The sequence below is a fragment of the Jiella sonneratiae genome (genome assembly GCF_017353515.1).
GTDB classification, from domain to species: Bacteria; Pseudomonadota; Alphaproteobacteria; order Rhizobiales; family Rhizobiaceae; genus Jiella; species Jiella sonneratiae.
Map to the genome: position 1 here is coordinate 122,323 of NZ_JAFMPY010000010.1, position 24,240 is coordinate 146,562.

At 66.0% G+C, this 24,240-nt stretch carries 23 protein-coding genes; 7 read left to right on the plus strand and 16 right to left on the minus strand.

The features are described 5' to 3' along the window. The first annotated feature begins 223 nt into the window (after window positions 1–223). Together J1C47_RS11850 and J1C47_RS11855 are read left to right on the plus strand one after the other, a co-directional pair. Window positions 224–964 (plus strand): YEATS-associated helix-containing protein, encoded by a 741-nt coding sequence (locus tag J1C47_RS11850; protein WP_207350972.1) that lies wholly within the window; start codon window positions 224–226, stop codon window positions 962–964. A gap of 118 nt (window positions 965–1,082) precedes the next feature. Continuing rightward, window positions 1,083–1,643 (plus strand): ankyrin repeat domain-containing protein, encoded by a 561-nt coding sequence (locus J1C47_RS11855; RefSeq protein WP_207350973.1) that lies wholly within the window; start codon window positions 1,083–1,085, stop codon window positions 1,641–1,643. An 88-nt stretch (window positions 1,644–1,731) separates the two neighbouring features. On the opposite strand, the gene J1C47_RS11860 is transcribed toward J1C47_RS11855, so the two are convergent. Together J1C47_RS11860 and J1C47_RS11865 are read right to left on the minus strand one after the other, a co-directional pair. Further along, window positions 1,732–2,253: a P-loop nucleotide/nucleoside kinase family protein gene (locus J1C47_RS11860; protein ID WP_207350974.1), complete on the minus strand. Its 522-nt coding sequence runs from the start codon at window positions 2,251–2,253 to the stop codon at window positions 1,732–1,734. A 167-nt stretch (window positions 2,254–2,420) separates the two neighbouring features. Then, window positions 2,421–3,302, minus strand: a complete 882-nt coding sequence (locus J1C47_RS11865) for a LysR family transcriptional regulator (protein WP_207350975.1) — start codon at window positions 3,300–3,302, stop codon at window positions 2,421–2,423. Window positions 3,303–3,505: 203 nt separating this feature from the next. Here J1C47_RS11865 and J1C47_RS11870 point away from each other — a divergent pair, with 203 nt between their 5' ends. Further along, complete coding sequence (locus J1C47_RS11870) at window positions 3,506–5,005, plus strand: CoA-acylating methylmalonate-semialdehyde dehydrogenase (protein WP_207350976.1); 1,500 nt, start codon at window positions 3,506–3,508, stop codon at window positions 5,003–5,005. 55 nt (window positions 5,006–5,060) lie between these two features. Here the strand turns inward: J1C47_RS11870 and J1C47_RS11875 are convergent, their stop codons facing one another. The 9 genes from J1C47_RS11875 to J1C47_RS11910 form a co-directional block, all read right to left on the minus strand. Next, the gene (locus J1C47_RS11875) at window positions 5,061–6,197 is read right to left on the minus strand and encodes a hypothetical protein (RefSeq protein ID WP_207350977.1); all 1,137 of its coding nucleotides are present in this window, start codon (window positions 6,195–6,197) and stop codon (window positions 5,061–5,063) included. Window positions 6,198–6,568: 371 nt separating this feature from the next. Then, on the minus strand, window positions 6,569–6,691 hold the full coding sequence (locus tag J1C47_RS24005; RefSeq protein WP_281065511.1) for an MFS transporter small subunit: 123 nt from the start codon (window positions 6,689–6,691) through the stop codon (window positions 6,569–6,571). Window positions 6,692–6,706: 15 nt separating this feature from the next. Further along, complete coding sequence (locus J1C47_RS11880; RefSeq protein WP_425354557.1) at window positions 6,707–8,014, minus strand: L-lactate MFS transporter; 1,308 nt, start codon at window positions 8,012–8,014, stop codon at window positions 6,707–6,709. 279 nt (window positions 8,015–8,293) lie between these two features. Continuing rightward, the gene (locus tag J1C47_RS11885; RefSeq protein WP_207350979.1) at window positions 8,294–9,532 is read right to left on the minus strand and encodes an OpgC family protein; all 1,239 of its coding nucleotides are present in this window, start codon (window positions 9,530–9,532) and stop codon (window positions 8,294–8,296) included. 19 nt (window positions 9,533–9,551) lie between these two features. Next, window positions 9,552–11,348 carry a glucans biosynthesis glucosyltransferase MdoH gene (gene mdoH / locus J1C47_RS11890; RefSeq protein WP_207350980.1) on the minus strand — a complete coding sequence of 599 codons (1,797 nt, stop codon included), beginning with the start codon at window positions 11,346–11,348 and terminating at the stop codon, window positions 9,552–9,554. Window positions 11,349–11,523: 175 nt separating this feature from the next. Beyond that, window positions 11,524–11,844: a hypothetical protein gene (locus J1C47_RS11895; protein ID WP_207350981.1), complete on the minus strand. Its 321-nt coding sequence runs from the start codon at window positions 11,842–11,844 to the stop codon at window positions 11,524–11,526. Beyond that, the gene (locus J1C47_RS11900) at window positions 11,841–13,469 is read right to left on the minus strand and encodes an OpgD/OpgG family glucan biosynthesis protein (protein WP_342591970.1); all 1,629 of its coding nucleotides are present in this window, start codon (window positions 13,467–13,469) and stop codon (window positions 11,841–11,843) included. The genes J1C47_RS11895 and J1C47_RS11900 overlap by 4 nt, the downstream gene beginning before the upstream one ends. Window positions 13,470–13,628: 159 nt before the next feature. After that, complete coding sequence (locus tag J1C47_RS11905; RefSeq protein ID WP_207350982.1) at window positions 13,629–14,609, minus strand: galactose-1-epimerase; 981 nt, start codon at window positions 14,607–14,609, stop codon at window positions 13,629–13,631. A gap of 90 nt (window positions 14,610–14,699) precedes the next feature. Beyond that, a complete protein-coding gene (locus tag J1C47_RS11910; RefSeq protein ID WP_342591971.1) occupies window positions 14,700–15,161 on the minus strand; it encodes a MarR family winged helix-turn-helix transcriptional regulator in 462 nt (153 codons plus the stop codon). A 311-nt stretch (window positions 15,162–15,472) separates the two neighbouring features. Here J1C47_RS11910 and J1C47_RS11915 point away from each other — a divergent pair, with 311 nt between their 5' ends. Beyond that, entirely contained in the window at window positions 15,473–15,889 is a 417-nt protein-coding gene (locus J1C47_RS11915) for a dihydrofolate reductase (RefSeq protein ID WP_207350983.1), read from the plus strand. Between the two features lie 121 nt (window positions 15,890–16,010). Here the strand turns inward: J1C47_RS11915 and J1C47_RS11920 are convergent, their stop codons facing one another. The 3 genes from J1C47_RS11920 to pabB are packed head-to-tail and all read right to left on the minus strand — an operon-like array spanning window position 16,011 to window position 18,872. Beyond that, entirely contained in the window at window positions 16,011–16,904 is an 894-nt protein-coding gene (locus J1C47_RS11920) for an aminotransferase class IV (protein WP_207350984.1), read from the minus strand. Continuing rightward, complete coding sequence (locus tag J1C47_RS11925) at window positions 16,888–17,484, minus strand: glutamine amidotransferase-related protein (RefSeq protein WP_207350985.1); 597 nt, start codon at window positions 17,482–17,484, stop codon at window positions 16,888–16,890. The genes J1C47_RS11920 and J1C47_RS11925 overlap by 17 nt, the downstream gene beginning before the upstream one ends. Next, complete coding sequence (gene pabB, locus J1C47_RS23725; protein ID WP_207350986.1) at window positions 17,481–18,872, minus strand: aminodeoxychorismate synthase component I; 1,392 nt, start codon at window positions 18,870–18,872, stop codon at window positions 17,481–17,483. The genes J1C47_RS11925 and pabB overlap by 4 nt, the downstream gene beginning before the upstream one ends. 304 nt (window positions 18,873–19,176) lie before the next feature. Between pabB and J1C47_RS11935 the strand changes: the two genes are divergently transcribed. From J1C47_RS11935 to J1C47_RS11945, 3 genes are all read left to right on the plus strand, one after another. Beyond that, window positions 19,177–19,473, plus strand: coding sequence for a hypothetical protein (locus tag J1C47_RS11935; protein WP_207350987.1), 297 nt, complete (start codon window positions 19,177–19,179; stop codon window positions 19,471–19,473). Window positions 19,474–19,575: 102 nt separating this feature from the next. Then, entirely contained in the window at window positions 19,576–21,408 is a 1,833-nt protein-coding gene (locus J1C47_RS11940) for an SH3 domain-containing protein (RefSeq protein WP_207350988.1), read from the plus strand. Between the two features lie 141 nt (window positions 21,409–21,549). Then, window positions 21,550–22,467: a sugar kinase gene (locus tag J1C47_RS11945; protein ID WP_281065512.1), complete on the plus strand. Its 918-nt coding sequence runs from the start codon at window positions 21,550–21,552 to the stop codon at window positions 22,465–22,467. 20 nt (window positions 22,468–22,487) lie between these two features. Here J1C47_RS11945 and J1C47_RS11950 read toward each other — a convergent pair whose 3' ends face one another. Further along, window positions 22,488–23,054, minus strand: a complete 567-nt coding sequence (locus tag J1C47_RS11950; protein ID WP_207350989.1) for a DUF4276 family protein — start codon at window positions 23,052–23,054, stop codon at window positions 22,488–22,490. Beyond that, window positions 23,051–24,238, minus strand: coding sequence for an AAA family ATPase (locus J1C47_RS11955; RefSeq protein WP_207350990.1), 1,188 nt, complete (start codon window positions 24,236–24,238; stop codon window positions 23,051–23,053). The genes J1C47_RS11950 and J1C47_RS11955 overlap by 4 nt, the downstream gene beginning before the upstream one ends. Between the last annotated feature and the right edge of the window lie 2 nt (window positions 24,239–24,240).

A 24,240-nucleotide genomic window follows, 5' to 3' on the forward strand; every position in this document is an offset into this window, starting at 1 on the left:
CGTCCCGGCCGGGTCGGGCATCGCATCAGGAGTCGACTTCGGACCAGTAGCTATGCCGCCGATCCGGCAGCGGCAACCCGTCGGACCGCCGATGACCGGAAGCCTCCGCCGCATGCCGCTGCGGCAGATAAAGTTCATCGCTATCAGATTTACAGGGTTTCACCGTTGAGATAGTATTGATCTTGAATAAAACCTCTCGTGGCACGTCGTGGCGATGAATGCGATGTCTCTCCTGCAATTGCTGTTCATCACGGTTGTCGCCGGCGGTCTCGGCGGTCTCGCCGCCAGCCTGATGCTCGGTGACGCCGACGATCTCGGGATCTGGGACAAGACCGCAACCGCCCGCAGGATCTCCCCGCCCAAGGTCGTCAGGAACGTCTTTCTCGGCGCTGTGGCGGCGCTGCTCGTGCCCTTGTTCCTGAGCCTTGCGAAGAGCGAGATCGTCAAGAACGTTACCAGTACCACGGACAAGGCCGGCAACGAGAACATCCTGATCTATGTCGGCTTCTGCCTCGTCGCGGCGATCAGCTTCAAGCGCTTCCTGACCAGCGTTCCCGACCAGGTGCTGAGTTCGCTGAAGAGCGAGGTGAACGTCCTGAAGCAGAAGAACGAGAACGTCCAGACCGACCTCGAGGAGGTCAAGGAGAACGTCGACGCGACGTCGGCCCCCCTGAATGCCGACGCTCAGGAAGCGGTTCACGACGAGGCCGCGACCCGGGCTCAGGCAGATCAGCTGCCGAAGGCCGAAGCCGAAGCGCTGAAGGCGATGCGGGACAGCCGGCTTATGAAGCGAACGGTCGCGGGCGTCGCCAAGCATGCCCGAATGTCGCACGCCGATGCGGACGTCGCGTTGCAGTCGCTCGCGGAGAAGGGGCTGTTGGAGGAGGTCGTCTCGGACACGACGGGGCGCACCCTTTATGTGCTGAACGACGGTGGGCGAGCCGTCGCCCGGCTCCTCCCCTGACACGTGACGGCCGGCTTTTGCTGCAGACCGGCTGGCCGCCGAGGGCTGGTCGGCCCGCGGCACGTCTTTAGGTTCCGCTCTGGCCCGACCGGCCGGGACAGAGACATGAGGAGCCTCGATGAGCGAACTCACCCCCGAGGAATTCGCCGCCTTTCAGGAGATCGCGACGCGGGTGTTCAACGCCGCCCGGGCCGGCGAGGCGGCGGAACTTGCCGCCTTCCTCGACGCCGGCATCCCGGTCAACCTGACCAACGAGAAGGGCGACAGCCTGTTGATGCTGGCGAGCTATCACGGCCATCTCGACGCGACGCGCATCCTCCTCGAAAAGGGCGCCGACCCGGAACGGCGCAACGACCGCGGCCAGGCGCCGCTCGCCGGCGCGGCCTTCAAGGGCGAGATGGATATCGCCCGGCTGCTGCTCGATCACGGCGCCGCGGTGGACGGCAGCGGCGACGACGGGCGGACGGCGCTGATGACGGCGGCGATGTTCGATCGCATCGCGATGGTCGAACTGTTCGTGGAGCGTGGCGCAGACATCGAGGCCAGGGCTGCGGACGGCGTGACCGCCGAGGGGGCGGCGCGGGCGATGGGCGCGGCAAAGGCCGCCGAGCGCCTCGGGGCCCTGCGGCAGGACAAGACGGCGTCACCGAAAGAACGCCCCGCGGCCGGCGAAGCCTGAGATCCGGCGGCGGGGCGAAGACGAAGCCCCGGTGCCACGAGCATGTTGGTGGATTTCTGCCTGCATGCGACGCGACCCCGCCGGGCGTTCAAGCGTCGAATTCCGTCCACACGGCATCGATCCGCTTTTCGATCTCCGCCACCGCATCGTCGGGGCGGCGGCCGGCCGTATCGATCACCAGTCGGGCGGTCGCCCATGGCGCGTAATCACGCGTCTTGACCATTTCCCATGTCGGGAGCTCGAGACCCGCGACATCGGCGGACCGCGTTTCGATGCGCCGTCGATGTTCGTCCTCGTCGCTGCAGACGAGCTCGACCTCGAGAAACGGAGCGCCGCTCGCTTCGGCCGCGTTTCGCCAGCCCCGCCGGCTTTCCGGAACCGGATTGACGCTGTCGGCGACGACGAGATTGCCGCAGGCGAGATTCGAGCGCGCAATGGCGAAGGCGACGACGTAGCCGGCGGCTCCGACATCGCTTCCGAGAAAGGTCTCGCGGCGGAGAACCGTCTCTATTTCATCGACCCGGACGTATGTCGCCGAACGTCTGGCCGCCAAGATCCTGGCAATGGTCGACTTGCCTGCGCCCGGCAGGCCGCTGAGCACGACGAGCATGTGTCCTCCGTCTGTCCGGCTCCCGCGGATGTTCAAAGAACATAGCACCCCGAATGGCCGTGTCGGCTCGAAGGGTGCAGGGCAGCTCCGTTGCCGCCCGGGCCGGCCTCCTGCCGTTTCGCCTGCGCCCCCCATCCGGGCATCGAGCGACGCGCCCCGGCACCCCGTCAGCCGAACAGCGCCTTTTCCGCCTCGACCGCCGCGCGGATGAAGGCCGCGACGGCGGCGACGCGGCGGATGTCGCGGGCGCTCTCGTGATAGACGAGGAAATAGCTGCGGCCGATCGTCTTGTCCGCGAGGATCGGGACGAGGTCACCGCGGTTCGCGGCGACGAAGCGGTGCAGGATGCCGATGCCGGCGCCGGCGGCGACCGCCTCGGTCTGGCCGAGTGCGCTCGACACCTCGAAGCGCGAGGGCCAGCGCTCCATCAGGTCGGCATGATAGGCGAGTTCCCGCGAATAGAGGAGATCCTCCACCGCGCCGACGAGGCGGTGGGCGGCAAGCTCGGCGAGGGTCTGCGGCGTTCCGGCGGCGCGAAGATAGGCGGGGCTCGCGAAGAAGCCGAGGCGGTAGTCGCAGAGCTTGGCGGCGACCAGCCGCCCCGCCGCCGGCCGCTCGACGGTGATCGCGATGTCGGCCTCGCGCCGCGACAGCGAAAAGGCCCGCGGCACTGGGACGAGCTGCACCGTCAGCCCGGCATGGCGCTCGGTCAGCCGCCACAGCCGCGGGGCGAGGAAGGCGGTGCCGAAGCCGTCCGGCGCGCCGACCCGCACCGTCCCCGACAGCGCGACGTCGCTGCCGCCGACCTCCGCCCGGCCGGCGGTCATCGCCGCCTCCATCGCCTCGGCGTGGGAGCGGAAGCTGCGGCCCGCCTCGGTCAGGGCGCAGCCGCCGGGCGAACGGTCGAAGAGCTTCGTGCCGACGGCTTCCTCCAGCGCCGACAGCCGTCGCCCGACCGTCGCGTGGTTGAGCTCGAGCCTGCGGGCGGCGGAAAGGATCTGGCCGGCCCGCGCCACGGATAGAAAGATGCGGACGTCGTCCCAGTTCATTGGCTAAACCCGTGGTGACCGGCGAGAGGCTATAAAATCCGCACAATGGATGGGCGCGCCGCGGGCTTTATGCCCGGGCCATTGTGCGCGAAACTCCATCCAATCCACAAGGGCCGGGGCCCCGCGCGCCGCACCCGCAACGATCGTCCGCGCACGGGCCGGCTGAAGCGCCGCCGTGGCGCTTTTCGAGGGAGGAGAGATCCATGTACGAGATCGGGCATTTCATCGGCGGCAAGCGCGTCGCCGGCAAGAGCGGCCGCAGCGCCGAGATCTTCAATCCGGCGACCGGCGAGGTTCAGGGGCAGGTGGCGCTCGCCTCGCCCGAGGAACTGCGCGCCGCCGTCGAGACCGCCAAGGCGGCCCAGCCTGAATGGGCGGCGACCAACCCGCAGCGCCGCGCGCGGGTGATGATGAAGTTCGTCGACCTCCTCAACCGCGACATGGACAAGCTCGCCGAGGCCCTGTCGAAGGAGCACGGCAAGACCTTTCCGGACGCCAAGGGCGACGTGCAGCGCGGGCTCGAGGTGGCGGAATTCTGCATCGCCGCGCCGCAGATGATGAAGGGCGAGTTCTCCGAGGGCGCCGGACCCGGCATCGACATCTATTCGATCCGCCAGCCCTTGGGAGTGGTCGCCGGCATCACGCCGTTCAACTTTCCGGCGATGATCCCGATGTGGAAGTTCTGCCCGGCGATCGCCGCCGGCAACGCTTTCATCCTGAAGCCGTCCGAGCGCGACCCGGCGGTGCCGATGATGCTTGCCGAACTGATGATCGAGGCGGGTCTGCCGGCCGGCATCCTCAACGTCGTCAACGGCGACAAGGGCGCCGTCGACGCCATCCTCGACGATCCGGACATCCAGGCGATCGGCTTCGTCGGCTCGACGGCGATCGCGAAATACATCTATGGCCGCGGCTGCTCGAACGGCAAGCGCGTCCAGTGCTTCGGCGGCGCCAAGAACCACATGATCGTCATGCCCGACGCTGACATGGACAAGGCGGTCGACGCGCTGATCGGGGCAGGCTACGGCGCGGCGGGCGAGCGCTGCATGGCGGTGTCGGTGGCGGTTCCCGTCGGCGAGGAGACCGCCGAGCGGCTGGTCGAGAAGCTGATCCCCAAGGTCGAGGCGCTGAAGATCGGGCCCTATACGGCGGGCGACGACGTCGACTTCGGCCCGCTCGTCACCCGCGAGGCGCAAAAGCGCGTGCTCGGCCTCGTCGATCGCGGCGTCGAGGAGGGCGCGAAGCTCGTCGTCGACGGGCGGAACTTCAAGATGCAGGGATACGAGGACGGCTTCTTCGTCGGCGCCTGCCTGTTCGACAACGTGACCAAGGACATGGACATCTACAAGACCGAGATCTTCGGTCCGGTCCTCTCCGTCGCACGGGCCAAGGACTACGAGGAAGCGCTCGACCTGCCGATGAGCCACGAATACGGCAACGGCGTCGCGATCTTCACCCGCGACGGCGACGCGGCGCGGGACTTCGCCAGCCGCATCAACATCGGCATGGTCGGCGTCAACGTGCCGATTCCGGTGCCGCTCAGCTACTACACCTTCGGCGGCTGGAAGGCCTCGGGCTTCGGCGACCTCAACCAGCACGGCGCCGACGGCTTCCGCTTCTACACGCGGACGAAGACCGTCACGAGCCGCTGGCCGTCGGGCATCAAGGACGGGGCGGAGTTCTCGATCCCGACGATGAAGTGATTTAAAAATAACTTCAAGGTAACGAGGCGCCCAAATATTTTAAGGGGCGCCCCGTCTACTGGTCTTTTGCTGGATTGGTATTTTGCTTCCGCTTGCGCAACGGAAAAATTTTCTCGGCAGAGTGTCCAATTGATTCGAGAGGATGCTTGGGCGGTCTCCACGAGTCCGGCGGCGTTTTGCTCATTAGATCGACGGTGCTTTTTGAAACTTCAAAATCTATATTGGAAATCATGATTATTTTTATGATGGAAGTGTAATGAGTTATAAGTCTTAAATTGTGATGAAACAAATTTAGAAGAATTTGAACAAGATAAACTGCTACAGCTATCACGCCAATGCGTGTTATAGCAGTAACAAGAATAAATCTATCATCACTATAGCCTTTTTCGACCGCAATTTCTTTAGTCCACGCGTCTTTGTATAAATTCTTGATATCGCTAAAAAGCTGTCTATTCATGTCCAATGCAAGCCGGTTGGAATCCTCCAGTTCGTTAATATTCTCTTGAGACAAATTATCTTGATTTAGTGTTGGATCTAATTTCTTCGAACTGAGCGGAAAAATTCTACTGCTATTTGAATCAAAAATGTCACGCCGGTAATTCTCGAACTTAAGCTGTATCTCCGACAATTTTGCGTCAAGTCGGTCAACATTGCTACTTGCTGATACGTCAATACTCGTCAATTTGCCCGCGAAAACGACAACAGCGGCCGATCCGATTAAGGATACAGCAATGAGTGATAGTAAAATTGTAGAATTCCTATTCAAAGAACGTATCTTTTTTGATAATTCAGATATTAGCAAGTTTTTATAAAGTGAATCTTGATTATCACGGCTGTGAGAATCGGCAATAAGGCGGTGGATGATGCGCAAATTATCACTGTTGTCACAAATAGAGTTATCACCTACGTGGAACTGTTCTTGTTTTATATCATTCGTGGAGAAAAGTGTCGGGCGCTTCAATGCTTTTTTTCTTATAAAATACATAATAATATGGTAAATTGAATAAGGAACAATAGAAGCCCCAAGAAAAACAGGGACAACTTGTATTATTCTTGCTGTAAGTGAGTCGCGATTATATGGATTATTAACGTATTCAACAGATATGAGAGGGATGACAAAAATTAGAATTGCTGCTAACCAAGCGAATGTTGGTATAACAACTAATTGCAGTGTTCTTAAAATCTTGTGCATTTCCGCATCCAATCGATACGACAACATCGTATCGATTGAAGCTGAAATATTACCCTAAGTCAACTTAAGGCTGTGCCTATATTTTTCGCTTGAACGGCAACCGTCCTCATAACGGTCGCTTCGGCCCTGACCTTGCCGTTTCGGAATATTTGTACGGCCAGCAAAGCTTCGCGATTGCGTTGGCTCCGAATACGGCCGCACGATCCGCAACGAGCACTTCACGCCCGCGTCCGCTGATGACGCTGGATCGCCGGGACAGTGAGACCCAACACCTCGGACATGCTAAAGGGCGGCCGCGGTGAACGAAGCCACCCTTTTTTGCTTGTCGAATGCCGGCAAAGGGCCGCCGCTTTGGCGCCAGCCGGTCGCCTCTACTGGAACAGAGCGAGCGCGTTGATCAGCGTCATCACGATCCCCCAGGCGAGGGGGATGCCGACGAAGGCCCAGGCCAGGTAGAGCTTGGCGTTGCTGGTGCCGGATGCGTTGTTCGCCATGTCGATTTTCCTCCCTCAGGCCCGGCTCGGTGCCGCCTCGGCTTCCATGTGATGACGCTCGTCGACCGGCGACATCAGGAAGTTCAGGACGAAGCCGACCGCCAGGAGACCCGCCATGATGTACATGGTGACGGTATAGGCGTCGGCCTTCGGCACGCCGGCGTTGATCTGGTAGTCGCGGATGTAGTTGACGAGCGACGGGCCGACGATGCCGGCGGCCGACCAGGCCGTCAGCAGCCGCCCGTGGATCGCCCCGACATACTGGTTGCCGAAGACATCCTTCAGATAGGCCGGAATGGTGGCGAAGCCGCCGCCATACATCGACAGGATGATGCCGTAGAACAGGACGAAGAGGACGATCGATCCCATCTGGCCGGTGGTCGGCACCAGGGCGTAGAGGACGATGCCGAGCAGGAAGAAGACCGTGTAGGTGTTCTTGCGGCCGATATAGTCCGAGGTCGAGGCCCAGAAGAACCGGCCGCCCATGTTGAACAGCGACAGCAGGCCGACGAAGCCGGAGGCCGCCGCCGCGGTGATCAGGCCCGGGAACATTTCCTGGCTCATCAGCGAGGCCTGGCCCAGCACGCCGATTCCGGCGGTCACGTTGAGGAACAGGACGCCCCAGAGCAGCCAGAACTGCCTGGTCTTCAGCGCCTGGTCGACATGGACGTTGGCGGTGGTGATCAGGCCCTTCGACTGCTTCGGCGGGACGTAGCCGGCCGGCAGCCAGCCCTTCGGCGGGGTCCGCACGATGGTCGCGCCGACCATCATGTAGACGAAGTAGACGATGCCGAGCACGACGAAGGCGAAGGCGACGCCGCCGATCCCCATCAGCCACACCGAGAGCGGCGAGGCGATGAAGGCGCCGCCGCCGAAACCCATGATCGCCATGCCGGTCGCCATGCCGGGGCGATCCGGGAACCAGCTCATCAGCGTCTTCACCGGCGAGATGTAGCCGAGGCCGAGGCCGCAGCCGCCGAGGACGCCGTAGCCGAGATAGACCAGCCAGAGCTGGTGCCACGAGACGCCGAGAGCCGCGACGAGGAAGCCGCCGCCGAACAGCGCCGCCGCCGCCGCCATGGTCTTGCGCGGGCCGACCTTCTCGACCCAGGCGCCGCCGAAGGCGGCCGCGAGGCCGAGGAACAGGATGGCGATGGAGAAGATCCACCCGAGCGACGGGATCGACCAGTCGTCGGCGCCGGGAACCTTGACGCCGTCGGCGCCCACCGTCGAATGCAGGAGGCTCAGCGGCTTGTTGAAGACCGAGAATGCATAGACTTCGCCGATGCACAGATGAACGCACAGTGCCGCGGGCGGCACCATCCAGCGATTGAATCCAGGCTCCGCGATTGTTCGCTCGCGCGTAAGCCAGCCGCCTTTCGATGCCATGGCAGCATCTGCCGTCATATCGTTTCCTCCCCACTCAAGAGCTACAGCCGCGCGACTTTAGCGGGATTTCGTAAGATCACAATATGGCCGCGATTGATTCAAAGGTCTGATACCGCCCTCGGCGTCGGCGGCCGGCGCAGGGAAAATTCGGCAATGTCCCGGCGGTGTTAGGCGAATGGGAGGGGCGGGCGGCGCAGCGTCACGTCGCCGGTTTCAGCCCCGCGCCCGCGCGGGTTCCCCCAGCGCGGCGCCCGCTCGCCGGCTCCCGCCGGCTGCCTCGGCGCCGGCCGGGCGATTCGCCCTGGTCGGGTCGATCGCACGCCCCGCTACGGGCCCGAGCGCGGCCTTCTGGGCCGAGGCCCACCATTCCAGGTAGCGGGCGAAAACGAACATGATCGCGATGCCGCCGCATATCATCAGCGTGTCGGCGAGAAGATGCGGCGTCTGGCCGTATTTCACCACCTGGCCGAACAGCGACATCACCGTTCCGGCGGCGAAGATCGGCAGCGAGTGCCGCCCGAGCATCGCGAAGGGATTGTCGCGGCCGATTCTCGAAAACACCGACGTCGGTGCGGCATTGGCGAAGAGGTAGATCGCGGCGAGGACGTGCAGCAGCCGCGGCAGGCTGACATAGGTCTTGTCGAAGCCGGTGAGGAGCACCGGGAAGGGCAGGCTCCCCCACCAGGACCACAGATCCAGCCGGACCGTCAGGAAGGCGACGATGCAGTAGGCCGCGGCAAGCCCGACCAGCCAGGGCCGGCAGGCGACGGCAAAGCCGCGCTCCATGCGCCGGAAGCCGCAATAAAGGCCGATGGCGAAGACCAGCTGCCAGGAGATCGGATTGAAGAACCAACCGCCGGGAAGCGGATAGTTCGGCAGGTCGATCGCGAAGACATAGGCGAGAAGCCACACCGTCGCGGAGACGGCCAGCATCACGTTGAGGCTGATGCGCGCGAGGGCGAGCAGGACCGGCAGCATGAAGAGCAGCACGGCGTACATCGGCAGGATGTTCACATAGCCGAACTGGTGGGTCATGGTCGCGATGCCGACCATCGTCTCGATGGGGGCGGAGATGAACTGCTGGAAGCCGATGCGGGTGAGAATCTCTCCGCGGCCGAGCGCCAGCGCGCCCCAGCAGTAGATGCCGACCGCGACCGTCACCAGCATGAACTGGACGAGCACGAGGACGCCGGCACGCCGCCAGGCCTTCAGCGTCGCGACCAGCCGATGCCCGCCGAAGAACAGGCGGCCATAGGCGAAGGCCGAGGCGAATCCGGCGAGGAAGACGAAGAGTTCGGCCGCGTCCGAGAAGCCGAAGTTCCGCGAGGTGAAGTTTTCGTAGAGATTGCCCGGGATGTGATTGATGAAGATCATCACCAGGGCGATGCCCCGCCAGAAGTCGACGCGATGATCGCGACCCGACTGGCTGCGCTGCGATACTGCGATGTTCATTGTCTTTTTTTCTTATCGTTCACGCGGGATCGGGCAGTCCCTCGGAGCGCTCGATGGCGGCGCTCCGCGGGCGGCTGGCAGGTTCGAAACTGACGAGGCGGTCGCGCCATCTGGCGCTCGACCGGATGACCGCTTCGGGCTCGGCCTCGAAGGGCGTGGTGAACAGGCCGGTTCTGCGCAGGAAGTCTCCGAGCCGCGGATTGCCGGTCAGGCTGATCATCAGCGGGGCGGCGACGAGCGGAATGGCGATCGGCAGCGTCCAGAGGATCAGGTCCGGCGCGAAGGTGTAGGTCGCGTAGAGGACGATGGCACCGCTGAGGACCATCCACCAGGATGCGCGGAAGGCGACGGCGACCGGCATGTAGTCGTCGTCGCGGTCGGTCGAGGGCCATCCGGCGTCGGCGCCGATGAGAATCTCGTAGACCGCCTTCGACTGGAACATCATCATGATCGGCGCGAGGATGCTGGTCAGCACGAGCTCCACGGCCGCGCCTGCGAGCACCAGCCCGGTGCCGCCGAACTCCCGGCGCCTCGCGGTGAAGGCCGAGCCGAAGGCGATCAGCGTCTTCGGCAAAAGCAGCAGCACGAAGATGCCGAAGAGGAGAAGCAGCGCCTTGGTGGTCTCCGGCTGCGGAAACACCGGGAACAGCGAGCCGGCCGGGAAGTAGTTCGGCTCCGGCGCCAGCACCGGATCGAGCAGGCTGACGATCAAAAACATCAGCCAGATCGGCGAGGCGAGATAGGCCATGATGCCGGCGACGAGCGAAATCCGGCTCCAGGTCTTGAGGCCCGGCGCCGCCAGGAGCCGCGCATGCTGCAGGTTGCCCTGGCACCAGCGCCGGTCGCGCTTGGCATATTCGATGATGTTCGAGGGCGCCTCCTCGAACGAGCCTTCGAGATCCGGATCGACCCGGACCTTGTGGCCGGCCCGGGCGAGCAGCGCCGCCTCGACATAGTCGTGGCTGAGGATGTGGCCGCCGAAGGGCGGCCTTCCCGGCAGCGAAGGCAGGCCGCAGCTCGAGGCGAAGGCACGGACGCGGATGACGGCGTTGTGGCCCCAGAACGGACCTTCGCGGCCCTGCAGCGCGGCGATGCCGCGCGAGAAGATCGGCGAGAACAGTGCCGCGGAGAATTGCAGCGCCCGGCCGAAGGGCGTGCGGCGACCGATGATCAGCGGCTGGCTCTGGAGCAGCGCGAGTTCCGGATCGTCGTCCATCCGGCCGACCATCTCGACGATCGTCTCGGCCCGCATCAGGCTGTCGGCGTCGAGAATCAGCATGTATTCGTAGGCGCCGCCGTTATTGGTCACGAAGTCGGCGATGTTGCCGGCCTTGCGGCCGACATTCTGGTCGCGGTGGCGGTAGTAGAGCCGCCCGGCCGCCGACAGTTCGGCGACGAGGATGTCGTAGACCCGCCGCTCCTCGGCGACGTTGGCCTGACGGGTCGAGTCGGATAGGATGTAGAAGTCGTAGCGGGAAAATTCCGCCGTCCTGCGAAGCTCTTCATACATCGCCGCGACGCGGGCGAAGACCGCCGTGACGTCCTCGTTGTAGACCGGCATCAGCACGGCGGTGCGCCGTGCCGGAAAGGAAGGGCGGCGCTCGGTTGAGGGGGGGCGGTCGCGCCGCAGCATGCCGGCGACGGCGGTGTTGAACCCCCAGGACAGCCACATGCAGCAGATCAGCAGCAGGCCGATCTGGACGAAGTGCAGATTGGTGATGCCGTTTACGGTGACGACGACGAAGAACAGCCACGCCGCGACGATCGCGAGCGCGACGGCAGCCAGCACGAAGAACAGTCGTCGAAACGCCATCATCAGCATCACTCACCGGCGACAGGCCAACGGCGCCGATCGGGCCGTGCGGCAACGATCGGAACGGCCGGGCGAACGGATCACCCGGCCAAGGTCGATCGGAAGGACATAGTGCCCGGTCGCGCCGCGGCCAGAAGCCGGCGGCGGAGCAGCGAAGACGACGGCGGGGCCGCCGGCCTCAGCTGCGATTCCAGGAAAAGCGGATTGCAGGCAGCGCGAAGCCGCGACGCTGCGAGGAGCGGGTGAGTTCCTGCGTCGGCATCGCCAAGCGCATGATCGGTGCCGGCACCGGCACCGTGCGCAGGAAGGCAACGGCTTCCGCCTCGCCCGCAATCGCCGCGGCGAGAAGCGCGTCGGCCTCTTCGCACGAGCGGTCACGGGAGGCGAGGCGCCCCTTTACGGCATCGACCACGACCTCGTCGGAAAGGTCAGCCCTGCCGATGATGGCACCGAAGTTGATGTCGTCGCGTACGGTATGATCGTTTGGGAGCGTCGTCATGACGTACTGGTCCACTGATAAAGCCACGTTTCGCTTACAATGCGCTGCAGCATAGAAAGTTTCACGCGAAGTTCGACCGGCTGGGAATCTTCGCGTTCGATCTCGAGCGACAGCCGCCATCCGCCGTCGGGCAGGCGCGACAGGCTGCTGTCGAGGAGGCGGGCATTCGAGGGCACGTCGACCTGCGGTTCGAGCTTCGCGTCGGCCGGCAGATTCTGGATCGTCCCACCGGAAAAGTTGATCGCAAAGCGCCGGCTCGTCGGGTTGTCCTTGGCCTCGGCGGCGTTGCCGCCGACCCCGACATAGGTACCCGCCACCCGTGCCATCAAGGTCGGGTCCTGCGTCGCCAGGCCCCAGCGCATGTTGTAGCGGAATTCGAGCGGCGTGCCCGCCGTCACCTTGGCTTCGGGCACCCAGAAGGCGACGATGTTGTCGTTGACCTCCGAATCCGTCGGGATCTCGACGAGTTCGATCGTGCCGTTGCCCCAGTTCCCGATAGTCTCGATCAACAGCGAAGGCCGCACGTCGTAGCGCGCCTCGGCGTCCTCGTAGTGGCTGAAATCGCGGTCGCGCTGCAGAAGGCCGAAGGCGCGCGGGCTGCTCTCCTGCAGGTAGGAGAGCGCCAGGGTCTGCGGGTTCTTCAGCGGGCGCCAGAGTTCCTCGCCGTTCGCCCGCACGACGTAGAGACCGTCGCTGTCGTGCACCTCCGGCCTGAAATCGTCGTGGTCGGAATGGTCGTTCTCGCCGAAGAAGTACATCGAGGTCAGCGGCGCGATGCCGAGGCGCGTGATGTCGGTGCGCGGATAGAGCCGGCAGGTCGTGTCGATCGTCGTGGTGTGGCCGGGGGTGATGACGAAGAGGTAGGCGCCCGTCAGGCTCTGGCTGTGCAGCTCGGCCATGATGCGGATCGAGCCGTCCGCCGGCTGCGGCTGGTCGATGTAGAAGGCCGTAAAGCGCGGGAACTCCTCGGTCTCCGACGTCGCGGTGTTGATCGCGAGGCCGCGGGCCGAGAGCCCGTAGCGCGTGCCGGTGCCGAGCGCCCGGAAGTAGCTGGCGCCGAGGAAGGTCACCAGCTCGTCGAAATAATCGGGCCGCTGCAGCGGGGCGTGGATGCGGAAACCCGCGACGCCGTCGAGCTTCAGGGACTGGAAGGCCGACGGATCGAGCGGCGGCCGGTATTCGAAGTCCGACGCGTCGAAGACGTGCTGGCGATAGACGCCGCCCGTGCCGATGAAGATCTTCGTCGTGTCCTTGAACACCCAGCCGGGATAGAACGCCTGCAGGTGGAATTCACCGGGCTCGGCGCGCCAGAGCGCCTGTTCCGGGCGGAAGCGGATGGCCCGATGCTGGTCGTAGCTGAGATTGGCGACGACGTCCGGCAGTGTCGATTCCGGCGCCTTGTAGTCTTCCTTCGCACGCTCCTGCATGGCGGCGGAGAGCGCATCGAAGTCGAACGGCTTCGCCTCGGTCCCGATGCTTGGTGCACCGCCGTCCTGTGCCGGTTGCGCCTCCTGTGCGAAAGCCGAGCCATGGCCGCGGTATCGCAGCGGAAGGGCCGCGCCACAGGCGGCGACCAGGCCGAGCTTCAGGGCGGAGCGGCGCGACTCGAGACGCGGACGTTTCACGGCAAACTTCTGATTTTGGAGTTTGTTTCAGGACGAAGATCGGCGGTTAGCCTAGCCACAAACGAGGCGGTTGAACAGCGGTGTTGCGTCGCAACATAAAAAATATTCCCGCCGGCCTTCCACCTCGCTTGGTGAGCGGCGCGGACCATGCACCGCGGATCATGAACGGTCGATGAACCGGTAGCGCGAGACGGCGCAATAGGTCTCGCCGGGAAGAAGGAGGGCGGAGGGAAAGCCCGGCCGGTTCGGGGCGTCGGGCCAGATCTGCGGTTCGAGGGCGAGGCCCGCGAGGGTCTCGAGCGGCCGCCCGGTTGCGTCACGCTGCGAGCCGTCGAACTTGTGTCCGTCATAGACCTGGAGCCCCGGTTCCGTGGTGGTGAGTTCGACCGCCCAGCCGCTCCTGTCGGCTTCCAGCCGGGCCGCCGGCCGGAGGTCCGTGCTGCGGTGCGAGGCAAGGCAGAAGTTGTGGTCGAGGCCCGGCGGGCGGGCGGCAAGCCGCCGGCCGTTGCGGAAGTCGAACGGCCGGCCGCCGACCGCCGCGATCTCGCCCGTCGGCAGCGTCGTCGGCCCGACGGGCAGATAGTGGCCGGCCGCAACGCTCAGCACATGGTCGAGAATGTCGCCGCCGCCGCTCAGGTTGAAATAAAGGTGCGAGGTGAGGTTCGCGACGGTCGGCCGGTCGGTGACCGCCTGATAGGCGATTTCCAGCGTGTCGCCGTCGAAGACGGTGAAGGTCGCCGTGGCGCGCAGCGTGCCGGGATAGCCCTCGTCGCCGTCTTCGGAGGTGAGCGCCAGCACCAGGCGGGAGGCCGTCGCCTCGACGGTCGACCAGTTCCGGGACGAAAAGCCGCCGGGGCCGCCGTGAAGATGGTTGGGCCCGTCATTGACCGGCAGAGAGAAGGACCGGCCACCCAGATCGAACCGCCCGGCGGCGATGCGGTTGGCGTAGCGGCCGACGCTGGCGCCGAGATAGGAGCGGTTGGCGGCCCCGTAGCCTTCGTCCGGCAGGCCGAGCACCATCGAATGGCCGGCGCCACGCGGCGTGATCGAGGTGATCGACGCTCCGAGGGAGAGGATGGCGACGGTCATGCCGTCGCTTTCGATCGTGTGTTTTGCCGCCTCGTCCAATGGTCCGCCCACAGATCCGGTGTCCGTTCCGGCGGAAGATAGGGAGCGCCTGGCGGAATCGAAGTCGGCCGCGGGGATTTCGCGACCGGTCGCCGGCAGCGTTCAGCGCAGCCGGCGCAGCCGCTGGCTGAGGATGTCGTCGGCGCGATGCAGCGAGTTGTCGAGGATCGCGATCTCCTCCTCGCCGAGCGCCGAGGTGAGATCGGCCTCGAGCTTCAGCCAGATCTCCCGCACCTTGCCTTGCGCTTCGAGCCCGGCAGGGGTCAGGTGGACCATGGTGCGGCGGGCGTCGCGGGCGTTGGCCGAACGCGAGACGAGGCCCCGTTCGATCAGCCGGTCGAGCATCTTGGAGACCGTCGAAGGCCGAACCGCGAGCAGATCGGCAAGGGTCGAGACGTTGACGGGGCTTTCGACTTCCAGCCGGTCGAGCAACTGGTCCTGACCCGGGTGAAGCTCGATCTCGGCGAGCAGAATCGTCAGGAACGCCCGTGTCGATTTGGCGATCGACAGTAGCGAGGGCACGAGTCCTGGCGGCGACTTGTTCAGCATGCTGGTGTTTTTCACGGTCGTCTCGGTGAGAATCTGTTCCCGGCTTATGTAGCCAAGTACGAGCCTCGATCATTTAACTGCTTTACGAATCGTTCCCCATTTACCCCAGTTGTGACGTCTTCGGGCGCGGGTTTTTCCCCGGCTGTGCCCCTCTGCCGTTGACCAGCAGGGGCGTTGCCGCGATAGCCGAGCACGGATAGGGGCCGGCCGGCACGCGGCCGATGAACGCATGTCCAGCCGTTATGGTGAAAATGAAACGACAGCGCGTGTCGTTCCATCAAATGGAACCGCGCCTCTGTCATTCTCGCAAGCGAAGGAGTGGAAGCGTGGCGGATGTCAGGGTGATCTGCGCGATCGGGCGCAGCGGCCAGCTCGGCCTGAACGGCGGCATGCCGTGGGAGGACCGCGACGAGCGGGCCTTCCTCGAGGATGTCGAGCGGTTCTTCGACCTCACCCGCGGCCATGTCCTGATCGCCGGCCCGAAGACCGTCGCCTCCTTCCCGGACTTCGCGCGGCGCGACCGGACGATCGTCACCATCCGCTCGAAGGACGACCCGAAAGAGGTGCTGGCGCGGTTCGGCGACCGGGTGGTCTATGTCGGCGGCGGCCCGGCTGTCTGGACGGCCTATGCGCCCTTCGTCCGGCACTGGGACATCAACACGCTGCCCTATGACGGCGAGGCGGACACCTGGTTCGATCCGGCCTGGCTGGTCGCCGGGGGCTCGGCGAAGGCGTCGGCCTGACGATCGCACGCACTCGCCGGCCGGCACGATGCGCGGGCTTGATACGAGCCTCGCTCTGATCGAGCGGATCTCGTATCAGTTGTCCGTCCCACGGAACGCGGTGCGCACCGAAACCGCCCGATCAGCCAATCGGAGTGAGGCCGGAAAGGCTCGCTCCGAAATCGCGCGGATCCCGGCCGCATTCCGCCGCGATCGCCTCGCAGAGGGCGCGGGCGAGCCTTGCGGCGGCGGCGGAGCCGGGCAGCGGCGCCCCGTCGAGGCGCGTGACGGGCGCGAGGAGCCGCAGGCTGTTGGTGGCGAACAGAGCGCAGCCCGGCGGAAGATCCGGAGCGATCTCGGTCTCCTCGACCGAAATTTTGCAGCCGGCGGCGTTGTCGATCAGCCATTTGCGCATGATGCCGGGAAGGACGCCTTCGGAAAGCCTCGGGGTCAGCAGGCGGTCGCCGTCCGCGACGAAGAGATTGGCGAGCGCCGTCGAGGCGAGCCGCCCGCTCGTGTTGAGGAACAGCGCGTCGTCGCTGCCGCGGGCCTTGGCTTCCCGCAGCGCGAGGACGGCGTCGAGATAGGCGAGGGACTTGCAGCGGGCGGTCGGCGAGGTCTCGTTGCGCCGGATCGCCGTCGTCGCGAGCGAGACCGGACGAAACATCATCTGCGGGGCGAGCGGCGCGACGCTGCCGAGGATGGTCGGGCGCGGCGACTCTGGAAGCGCAAGGCCGCGCGGGCCGGGGCCGCGGGTGACGGTGAGCCGGATCGAGCCGTCGCCGCAGCGGCCGGCAAGCGCCGCCATGGCAGGCGCGAGTTCGGCGCGCCCGACGGGGATCGCGAGATCCGCGCAGGCCGCGGTGAGCCGCGAAAGATGGTCCTCGCCGCGGAAGACGACGCCACCGAGGACGAGCGCGGTGTCGAAGACGCCGTCGGCGAGCAGCAGGCCGCGGTCGGCCGCATGGATCGCGCCTTCGGCGGGCCGGAACGCGCCGGCGACGAAGACCGCCTCGGCGTCAGTCGCGGCGGTCATGGAAGGCCCGGGCGAGAGCGAGGAAATTGCCGATCATCCGATCGCCTTCCTCGGTGAGGATCGATTCGGGATGGAACTGCACGCCGTATGTCGGATGCGCCCGGTGCGAGAGGGCCATGATCTCGCCCTCGGGAGAGCGGGCGTCGACAGACAGCGCCTCGAGCATCGCCGGCGTTTCCTCGACGATCAGCGAATGGTAGCGCCCGACGCTCAGCCCGTCGGGCAGCCCTTCGAAGACCTGCCGCCCGGCGTGGCGGAGCGGCGAGGCCCGGCCGTGCATCGGCCGGATCGCCCGCCGGACGGTTCCGCCGAAGGCTTCGCCGATCACCTGGTGGCCGAGGCAGACGCCGAGGATCGGCACGCGGCCGGAAAGCTGGCGCACCAGATCGAGCGAGATGCCGGCGTCGCGCGGCGCGCAGGGGCCGGGCGAGACGACGATGGCATCGGGCGGCGAGGCGGTGACGGAAGTAACGCTCACCGCGTCGTTGCGCAGAACCTTCGCCGTCGCGCCGTGCCGGACGAAGTAGCGCGCGACGTTGAAGACGAAGCTGTCGTAGTTGTCGACGACGAGGACCTTCACGCGCCGTCCTCCGCAAAGGCGGCGAAGACCCGCGTCGCCTTGGTGAAGGTCTCCTCGTATTCGGCTGCGGGATCGGAGAGGACGGTGATGCCGCCCCCGGCGGCAAGCCGCGCCGCGCCGTTCTCGAAGCTGACGGTCCTGATGGCGATGTTGAGGTCCATCGCACCGTCGAAGCCGATATAGCCGAGCGAGCCGCAATAGGCGCCGCGCGCCGTCCGCTCGATCTCGGCGATGATCTCCATCGCCCGGATCTTCGGGGCGCCGGTGATCGATCCGCCGGGAAAGGCGGCGGCGACGAGATCCGCCGCGCCGTGGCCGGCGGCGAGCCGGCCGGTGACGACCGAGACGAGGTGGTGCACGGCGGCGTAGGATTCGAGGCCGCAGAGCACCGGGACTTCGACGGAATCCGGTTCGCAGACCCGCGCGAGGTCGTTGCGCAGGAGATCGACGATCATGACGTTCTCTGCCCGGTCCTTCTCCGAGGCGAGGAGGCCCTCAGCGAGCCGGGCGTCCTCGGCCGGGTCCTTCGAGCGCTTCGCCGTGCCCTTGATCGGCCGCGCCTCGACCAGGTCGCCGGAAAGGCTGAGGAAGCGCTCGGGCGAGGACGAGGCGATCTGAAGGTCGCCGAAGTCGAAGAAGCAGCCGAACGGCGCGGCGTTGGTGCGCCGCAGGCGGAGATAGAGCGCGAAGGGGTCGAAGCCGTCCGGCAGGCGGGTGCGGAAGGTCTGGGCGATGTTGGCCTGGAAGATGTCGCCGTCGAGGATGTATTCGCGCACGCGCTCGATGCCGGCCGCGTAGGCGGGGGCGAAGAAGTTCGACCGCCAGTCGACCCCGCGCGGCAGCGGCACGTCCGCCAGCGAGGCTTCGAGCGGGGCGGCGAGCCGTTCGGTCAAGGCGTCGAGCCGGGCCTCGGCGCGCGCCTCCCTGGCGCTCCCGTCCGCTGCCGGATGGCCGGACGACATGACGACCGCCCGTTCCGCGACGCGGTCGAAGGCGACGACGGCATCGTAGAGGCCGAGGCGGAGCGTCGGCTTCGCCGGGTCGAAGTCGGTCGGCATCGCCAGCCGTTCGAGATGATGCGCGAAGTCGTAGGCGATCATCCCCATCGCGCCGCCCTGGAACGGCGGCAGGCCGGGCACCGTCTCGCAGGCGAACCGGCCGAGCACCTGTTTCAGCGCTTCCAAGGGCGGGCCGGGCAGGCGCTCGCCGTCGAGTATCGCCCCGCCGGCGTCGACGGAAAAGACGGCGAAGGGATCTGCCGCGACATAGGAGTAGCGGCCGAGCGAAGGGTGCGCCATGGCGCTGTCGAGGAAGGCGAGCATGCCCGACGGCCGCAGCTTTTCGGCAGCGACTTCGGGCGGCTGGAAGAAGATTTCGCGTGTCCGCATGGTTCGAGATGCACCGGAAAGTTTCGCGCCGTCAAACCATTCCGGCGCCCCTTGCCTTTCGGCCGCAAAAGGCGCCGGCGCAGCCGCGGGACCGCCAAAGGATGTGGGAACCTGCGGGGCGAAGCGGAAGGGAGCGCCGGGCGAGGAAAGCCTTCCGCAGCGGCCACCGGCGGGCGGGCCGGAGCGCGGTCCGATCCGGGGCGCGGGACACATCCGGTTGATCGCGCTTTGTTTTTCGTGCCGCCACCGCAGATTCGGCGGCAACCGACACGCGCGACGACGCGCCCTCCCGAAGGATCTTTCGATGCGACATCCGACCCTCGCTCTTGCCGCCCTCCTCACCGCGGGACTTTCCGCCTGCAACGCCGGCACGCCCTATCCCAACGGTTCGCCTTTCGTCGGTGCGCGGGTCTCGGCCAATCCCTACCGGCCGGGCACGCCGGAATTCTGCCGCCGCTATGCCCGCCAGACCGCCGCGAATTCCTACGAGAACAATGTCGACCGAGGCGAGGACGGCTTCGGGGTGAGGGCGCTGACCCGCCAGAGCGCCGAGCGCGACGGCGCGCGGGCCTATCGCCGCTGTCTCGAACGGCGGGGCTGAGCCCTGTCGACGCATACCCGGCCGCTACGAAGAGAATTGCCCTTAGGGCAGGTCGGGGATAATGACGAATGGCACCGTTCGAACGCCCTCCGCGAGGTCGCCATGCGTCTGCCGCTCGTCCTGTCGATCTGCCTCGGCGTCCTTCTCCCGTCGTTGCCGGCTGCTGCCCAGCAGCACGTCCAGGCCTGGCAGGGCGACATCGAGCGCTGGCTCTACGGGCTCGAAAGCCGCACCGCCACGGCCGCCTGCATCGACCGGCTGAAGAACCGGGCGATCACCTTCATCGGCATCGCCGAGGACGAGCCGCGGATCGGCAGCGGCCGGCGCCGCGACCTCAACAGCCTGATCGTCGACGCGATCCCCGGCAAGTACACGCCGCGGCTCGGCCGCGCCTACCGCCAGATGGTCGAGGGCATCCTGCCGCAGCGGGCGAGCTCGGCCGGCAGCGCCGAGGCGCTGCGCGACTTCTTCGGCTCAGACATGTTTCTCACCGTCGAGCCGGAGCGCCGGCTGCCGGAGATCCTGCGGCTCTATCTCGGCCTGACCATCCTCGACCCCGAGACCGGCCAGATCTGCGCCACCGAGACCGGGCCGACGCTCACCCTCGACCTCAACCGTCTCGGCACGGCCGAACTCTCCGACACCTTTTCGAGCCGCGAGTTCTACGACGTCGACGGCGCGCTGCGCGAGGCCTCGCTGAAGGCGATCACCCGCCTGCAGCAGCACCAGCTACTGAAGGACCCGTCGCTGCCGCTCGCCTACCGCATCACTGCCGACGCGGACGCGCCGGGATGCCGGCTGGCCGACACCATCGACGACACCTTCAACAGCGCCTACACCGAACTCTCGGGCGACCGGCAGAGCCGTATCAACGCCACCATCGGCGCGACCACCTGGCCGCTGCTGCGCCGTCTCTCCGATCCCGGCGCGGCGGCCGGCAGCCCCGCTTTCGAGGGCGTGTTCCTCGAAATCGACGTCGCCCCGGCGCCAGACGAACAGGCCGCCGCGCCGGACGGCGCCACCGCCAATCTCGCCGTCCTGAAGCTCGACGTTTCGGCGCGGCATTCCAACGGGGCGAATATCGGCCGCTACAGCTACCGCGTCGTCGTGCCGCGAGCCGAGGTCGACGCCTGCCTGCCCAAGCCCGTCGAGACCGCCGCCGCGGGTGGAAAATCCGAGGCAGCGGACGAGGCGGCCGCGACCGACGCCGCCCCGGCGCCCGATCCGGCCGCAGCCTGCCCGGGCGGCTTCGAGGCGGCGCGGGTGGCCGGCTCCGTCGCTGCGCTGCGGGAATTCGTCGCCGCCAACCCCGTCTGCGCCGAGGAGCGGCGCCAGGCCGATCTTCTGCTCGATTCGATCGCCGCCGCCTGCGGCGCGGAGGCCGACGCGCTGCAGCCTCCGGCCGCGACGGCGCGGCTGGACGTGTGTCTGGCGGAATTTGCCGGCAGCCTGCGCCACGAGATCGGCCTGAAGGCGGCGCGCGACCGGGCGGTGCTGCGCCAGAAGAGCGCCGAGGCCGAGGCCGAGCTGGCCCAGCGCGAAGCCGCACTGCGCGACCAGCTGGAGGCGGACTACCGGGCGCGGCTGGAGGAGGTCGAGAAGCGCCTTGCGAACGAGCGCCGCGACCGCGAGGAGGCCGAAGGCCGCGCCGCCGAGGCGCGGGCGGCGGCCGAAGCCAGGGCCGCAGCCGCCCGCCGGCCGGCCCCCACCGCCGGCAGGCCGCGCTGCGTCGTCGCCGATCCCTCCGACACGCCGCTCAACGTCCGGGCCTCGCCCGGCAATTCCGGCAAGATCATCGGCAGCCTCGTCGACGGCCACGTCGTTTACGTCCTGCGGGACTATCCGGGCGGCCGCCCCTGGGCCTATGTCGCCGACGCCGCGGGAGGCGGGCTGCGGGAACTCGGCTGGGTGTACCGTCCCTACATCCGCTGCTGAATCCTCGTTCCCGAGGCCGCCCGCAGGACGCTCCATGCCGTCGAGCCGAGACGTCCCGCGTTTCCAAAATTCCGATTCTTCGGTCGATGCTGTAGGCATGGCCTCCGACAGTCGGGATTCGGACGTTTCGGAGCGACCTTCTTGCAGAATGAACCAGCGCATCGTCTCGTCGCCATCGGCGAGTGCATGGTGGAACTCGCCAATGCCGGGGAGGGGCTCTACCGCCAGGGCTTTGCCGGCGACACCTTCAACACCCTGTGGCATTTCGTCAGGCAGGCGCCGGCAGGCTGGCGCGGCGCCTATCTGACGGCGCTCGGCGCCGACGACACGATGTCCGAAAGAATGCTCGCCTTCTTCGCCTCGGCCGGCATCGACACCGATACCGTGCGGCGCATTCCCGGTGCTGCGCCCGGCCTCTACATGATCCACCTGAAGGACGGCGAACGATCCTTCTCCTACTGGCGCGACATGGCCGCGGCAAAGCAGCTCGCGGCCGATGCCGGCCATCTTGCGGCGGTGCTCGAGACCGGCGAGGCGTTCTATTTCTCCGGCATCACCCTGGCGATCCTCGCCGATCCCGACCGTCGGCGGCTGCTCGATCACCTTTCGGCGGCGAAGAGGCGCGGCAAGACGGTCGCCTTCGATCCGAACGTCCGCCCGCGGCTGTGGCCGGCGGGGATGGACACCGCCCGGCACTGGGTCGAGGCGGCGGCGCGGGTCTCGACGCATCTCCTGCCGAGTTTCGACGACGAGCGCGCGACCTTCGGCGATGTCTCGCCCGAGCACACGGCGGCGCGCTATCACGCGCTCGGCGCAAGCGAGGTGGTGGTCAAGGACGGTGGCGGCGAGGCGCTGGTCTCGTCCGGCGGCGGCGCGGAGCTTGCGGCCGTGCCCTGCATCGCGCCGGCCGCGGTCGTCGACACGACGGGGGCAGGCGACAGCTTCAACGCCGCCTATCTCGCCGCAAGGCTCGGCGGCGCCGGCCCCGCAGATGCGGCGCTGGCGGGGCATCGGCTGGCCTCGCGGGTGGTCGCCGGGCACGGGGCGCTGGTGGGGTAGGGCCCTCTCTGATGGAGAGCTTAGGCTCGCTCGGCCGCCGCCCATGTCAGGGCTTCGACGAAATGCCTGAAGCTCGTCGACCGGCCTCGCTTCTCGTCGAGATGAGGGCCGATCGACTGCGCGGCGGCGATCTTGCCTTTCGCGCCGACCCATCTTGCGAATTCTTGTTTGGCGTTTGTGAGCCGGTCAGGCTCCGCATATTTGCGTTTTCGCCCGTGACTTTCGGCCATCCTCGGATCCAGATAGCCGGCGGCGACCAGAGCTGACGGATCGCCGAGATACCAGGACTCCAGTTCTTGCATGACCAACCGCACCTTGGTGCGATCATGGAACGGCCGGGGAATTTGCGCGAGCAGTTTCAATTTGAGGTCGGCGCAGTCGCTGCCGTCGTTGTCTCGCGCAATCACGAACCGGACGTCGGCGGGATGCCGCCAAGCCTCAATCTTCCGCGGTGCGCTACGCATGAGGTCTGCCTTGCCGTCATGCGGAATGAAAAGAAGCTGATCGGCGAGACCGAGCCTCGCCGCGACCGCTTCGGCGAGATGGAAAGCCGATCGCTCCTCCAGAAAGACGATGCCGCGCGTCACTTGGCAAAGACCTGCGTCAACCAGTTCTGGCGCCAAAGTTCGCCGGGCTTGTCGCCGGCTTCGACGAACGCCCGAAGGTTGACGTCGTCGGAGGCACGGCGCACCTGGGTGAGGCCGCCGATCTTTTGAAGGACATAGATGCTTTTCAGATCGACAGCGTTGAGGAAATCCGGCGAGTGCGTTGAGACGAAGACCTGACCTCCGCGCCGAGAGTAGCCTTCGAACTCTTCCGAAAGCTCTTGGAGGAGCTCGGGATAAAGCTGATTCTCAGGCTCCTCGACGCAGAGCAGCGGGTGGGGAGTCGGATCATGCAGGAGCACGAGGTAGGCGAACATCTTGATCGTGCCGTCGGAGACGAAACGGGCGACGAAAGGATCTTTGAAAGAGCCGTCCTGGAAGCGCAGGACGACACGTCCGTCGTCCATCTGCCGTGATTCCACTTGCGCGACGCCCGGTACCCGATCGCGCATGATGCCAAGGATTTTGTTGAGGACCGGCTTGTTCTGTTCGTACAGATACTGCGTCACGAGGGCGAGGTTGTCTCCCTCTGGCGAAAGGTGCTCGGCATAGCCGGCGTCGCGCGTCGCGCGTGCGGCCTGGACATGAAAATCCGACACGTGCCAATTTTCGATCAGGCTGCGAAATGCGCTCGCCGCCTCGAAGCGCTGGAATTGGCCTAGGCCTTTGATGGCAAGGATGTCCGGGGAATCGAGCTTCTGATCCTCTCGCCTCTCCCCTTGGCCTGAGACGATTTCGACTTCGTTCGTGATCGCCGAGCCGGCACCGTTCTCGAAGTGAATGAATTCGAACGGCTTGCCGCCTTGGTACTGGGTGTATTTCAGTACCTCCTTCGCGACGATCGGCATTCCCTTGTCTTCGGCGATCGCGAGAAGATAGGTGACGATTCTCTCGCCAATACCTTCAAGTTCCATCCGCAATCCCAGTTCGATCACGATCGGCTCATCGCGATGTCCCCGGCTCACCACCTCGCGAAATCCGCCCCTCTTCTGCAGGGCCGGGCGGACGTTTTCCTTAAGACAGTCGCGAAGAAAACCGAACACGTCGAACAGCGTCGATTTACCGACGCCGTTTTTTCCGACAAAGACCGCGTAAGGCTCGACATCTTTCAACGTGACGTCTTGGAAGACCTTGAAATTCTTCAGCCTTATCCGGACGATGCGCATGC

Bases quoted from the DNA above. Each gene is read 5' to 3' on its own strand.
- J1C47_RS11850 (WP_207350972.1), top strand. From the start codon at position 224: ATGTCTCTCCTGCAATTGCTGTTCATCACGGTTGTCGCCGGCGGTCTC.
- J1C47_RS11855 (WP_207350973.1), top strand. From the start codon at position 1,083: ATGAGCGAACTCACCCCCGAGGAATTCGCCGCCTTTCAGGAGATCGCG.
- J1C47_RS11860 (WP_207350974.1), bottom strand. From the start codon at position 2,253: ATGCTCGTCGTGCTCAGCGGCCTGCCGGGCGCAGGCAAGTCGACCATT.
- J1C47_RS11865 (WP_207350975.1), bottom strand. From the start codon at position 3,302: ATGAACTGGGACGACGTCCGCATCTTTCTATCCGTGGCGCGGGCCGGC.
- J1C47_RS11870 (WP_207350976.1), top strand. From the start codon at position 3,506: ATGTACGAGATCGGGCATTTCATCGGCGGCAAGCGCGTCGCCGGCAAG.
- J1C47_RS11875 (WP_207350977.1), bottom strand. From the start codon at position 6,197: ATGCACAAGATTTTAAGAACACTGCAATTAGTTGTTATACCAACATTC.
- J1C47_RS24005 (WP_281065511.1), bottom strand. From the start codon at position 6,691: ATGGCGAACAACGCATCCGGCACCAGCAACGCCAAGCTCTACCTGGCC.
- J1C47_RS11880 (WP_425354557.1), bottom strand. From the start codon at position 8,014: ATGGTGCCGCCCGCGGCACTGTGCGTTCATCTGTGCATCGGCGAAGTC.
- J1C47_RS11885 (WP_207350979.1), bottom strand. From the start codon at position 9,532: ATGAACATCGCAGTATCGCAGCGCAGCCAGTCGGGTCGCGATCATCGC.
- mdoH (WP_207350980.1), bottom strand. From the start codon at position 11,348: ATGATGGCGTTTCGACGACTGTTCTTCGTGCTGGCTGCCGTCGCGCTC.
- J1C47_RS11895 (WP_207350981.1), bottom strand. From the start codon at position 11,844: ATGACGACGCTCCCAAACGATCATACCGTACGCGACGACATCAACTTC.
- J1C47_RS11920 (WP_207350984.1), bottom strand. From the start codon at position 16,904: ATGACCGCCGCGACTGACGCCGAGGCGGTCTTCGTCGCCGGCGCGTTC.
- pabB (WP_207350986.1), bottom strand. From the start codon at position 18,872: ATGCGGACACGCGAAATCTTCTTCCAGCCGCCCGAAGTCGCTGCCGAA.
- J1C47_RS11935 (WP_207350987.1), top strand. From the start codon at position 19,177: ATGCGACATCCGACCCTCGCTCTTGCCGCCCTCCTCACCGCGGGACTT.
- J1C47_RS11940 (WP_207350988.1), top strand. From the start codon at position 19,576: ATGCGTCTGCCGCTCGTCCTGTCGATCTGCCTCGGCGTCCTTCTCCCG.
- J1C47_RS11955 (WP_207350990.1), bottom strand. From the start codon at position 24,238: ATGCGCATCGTCCGGATAAGGCTGAAGAATTTCAAGGTCTTCCAAGAC.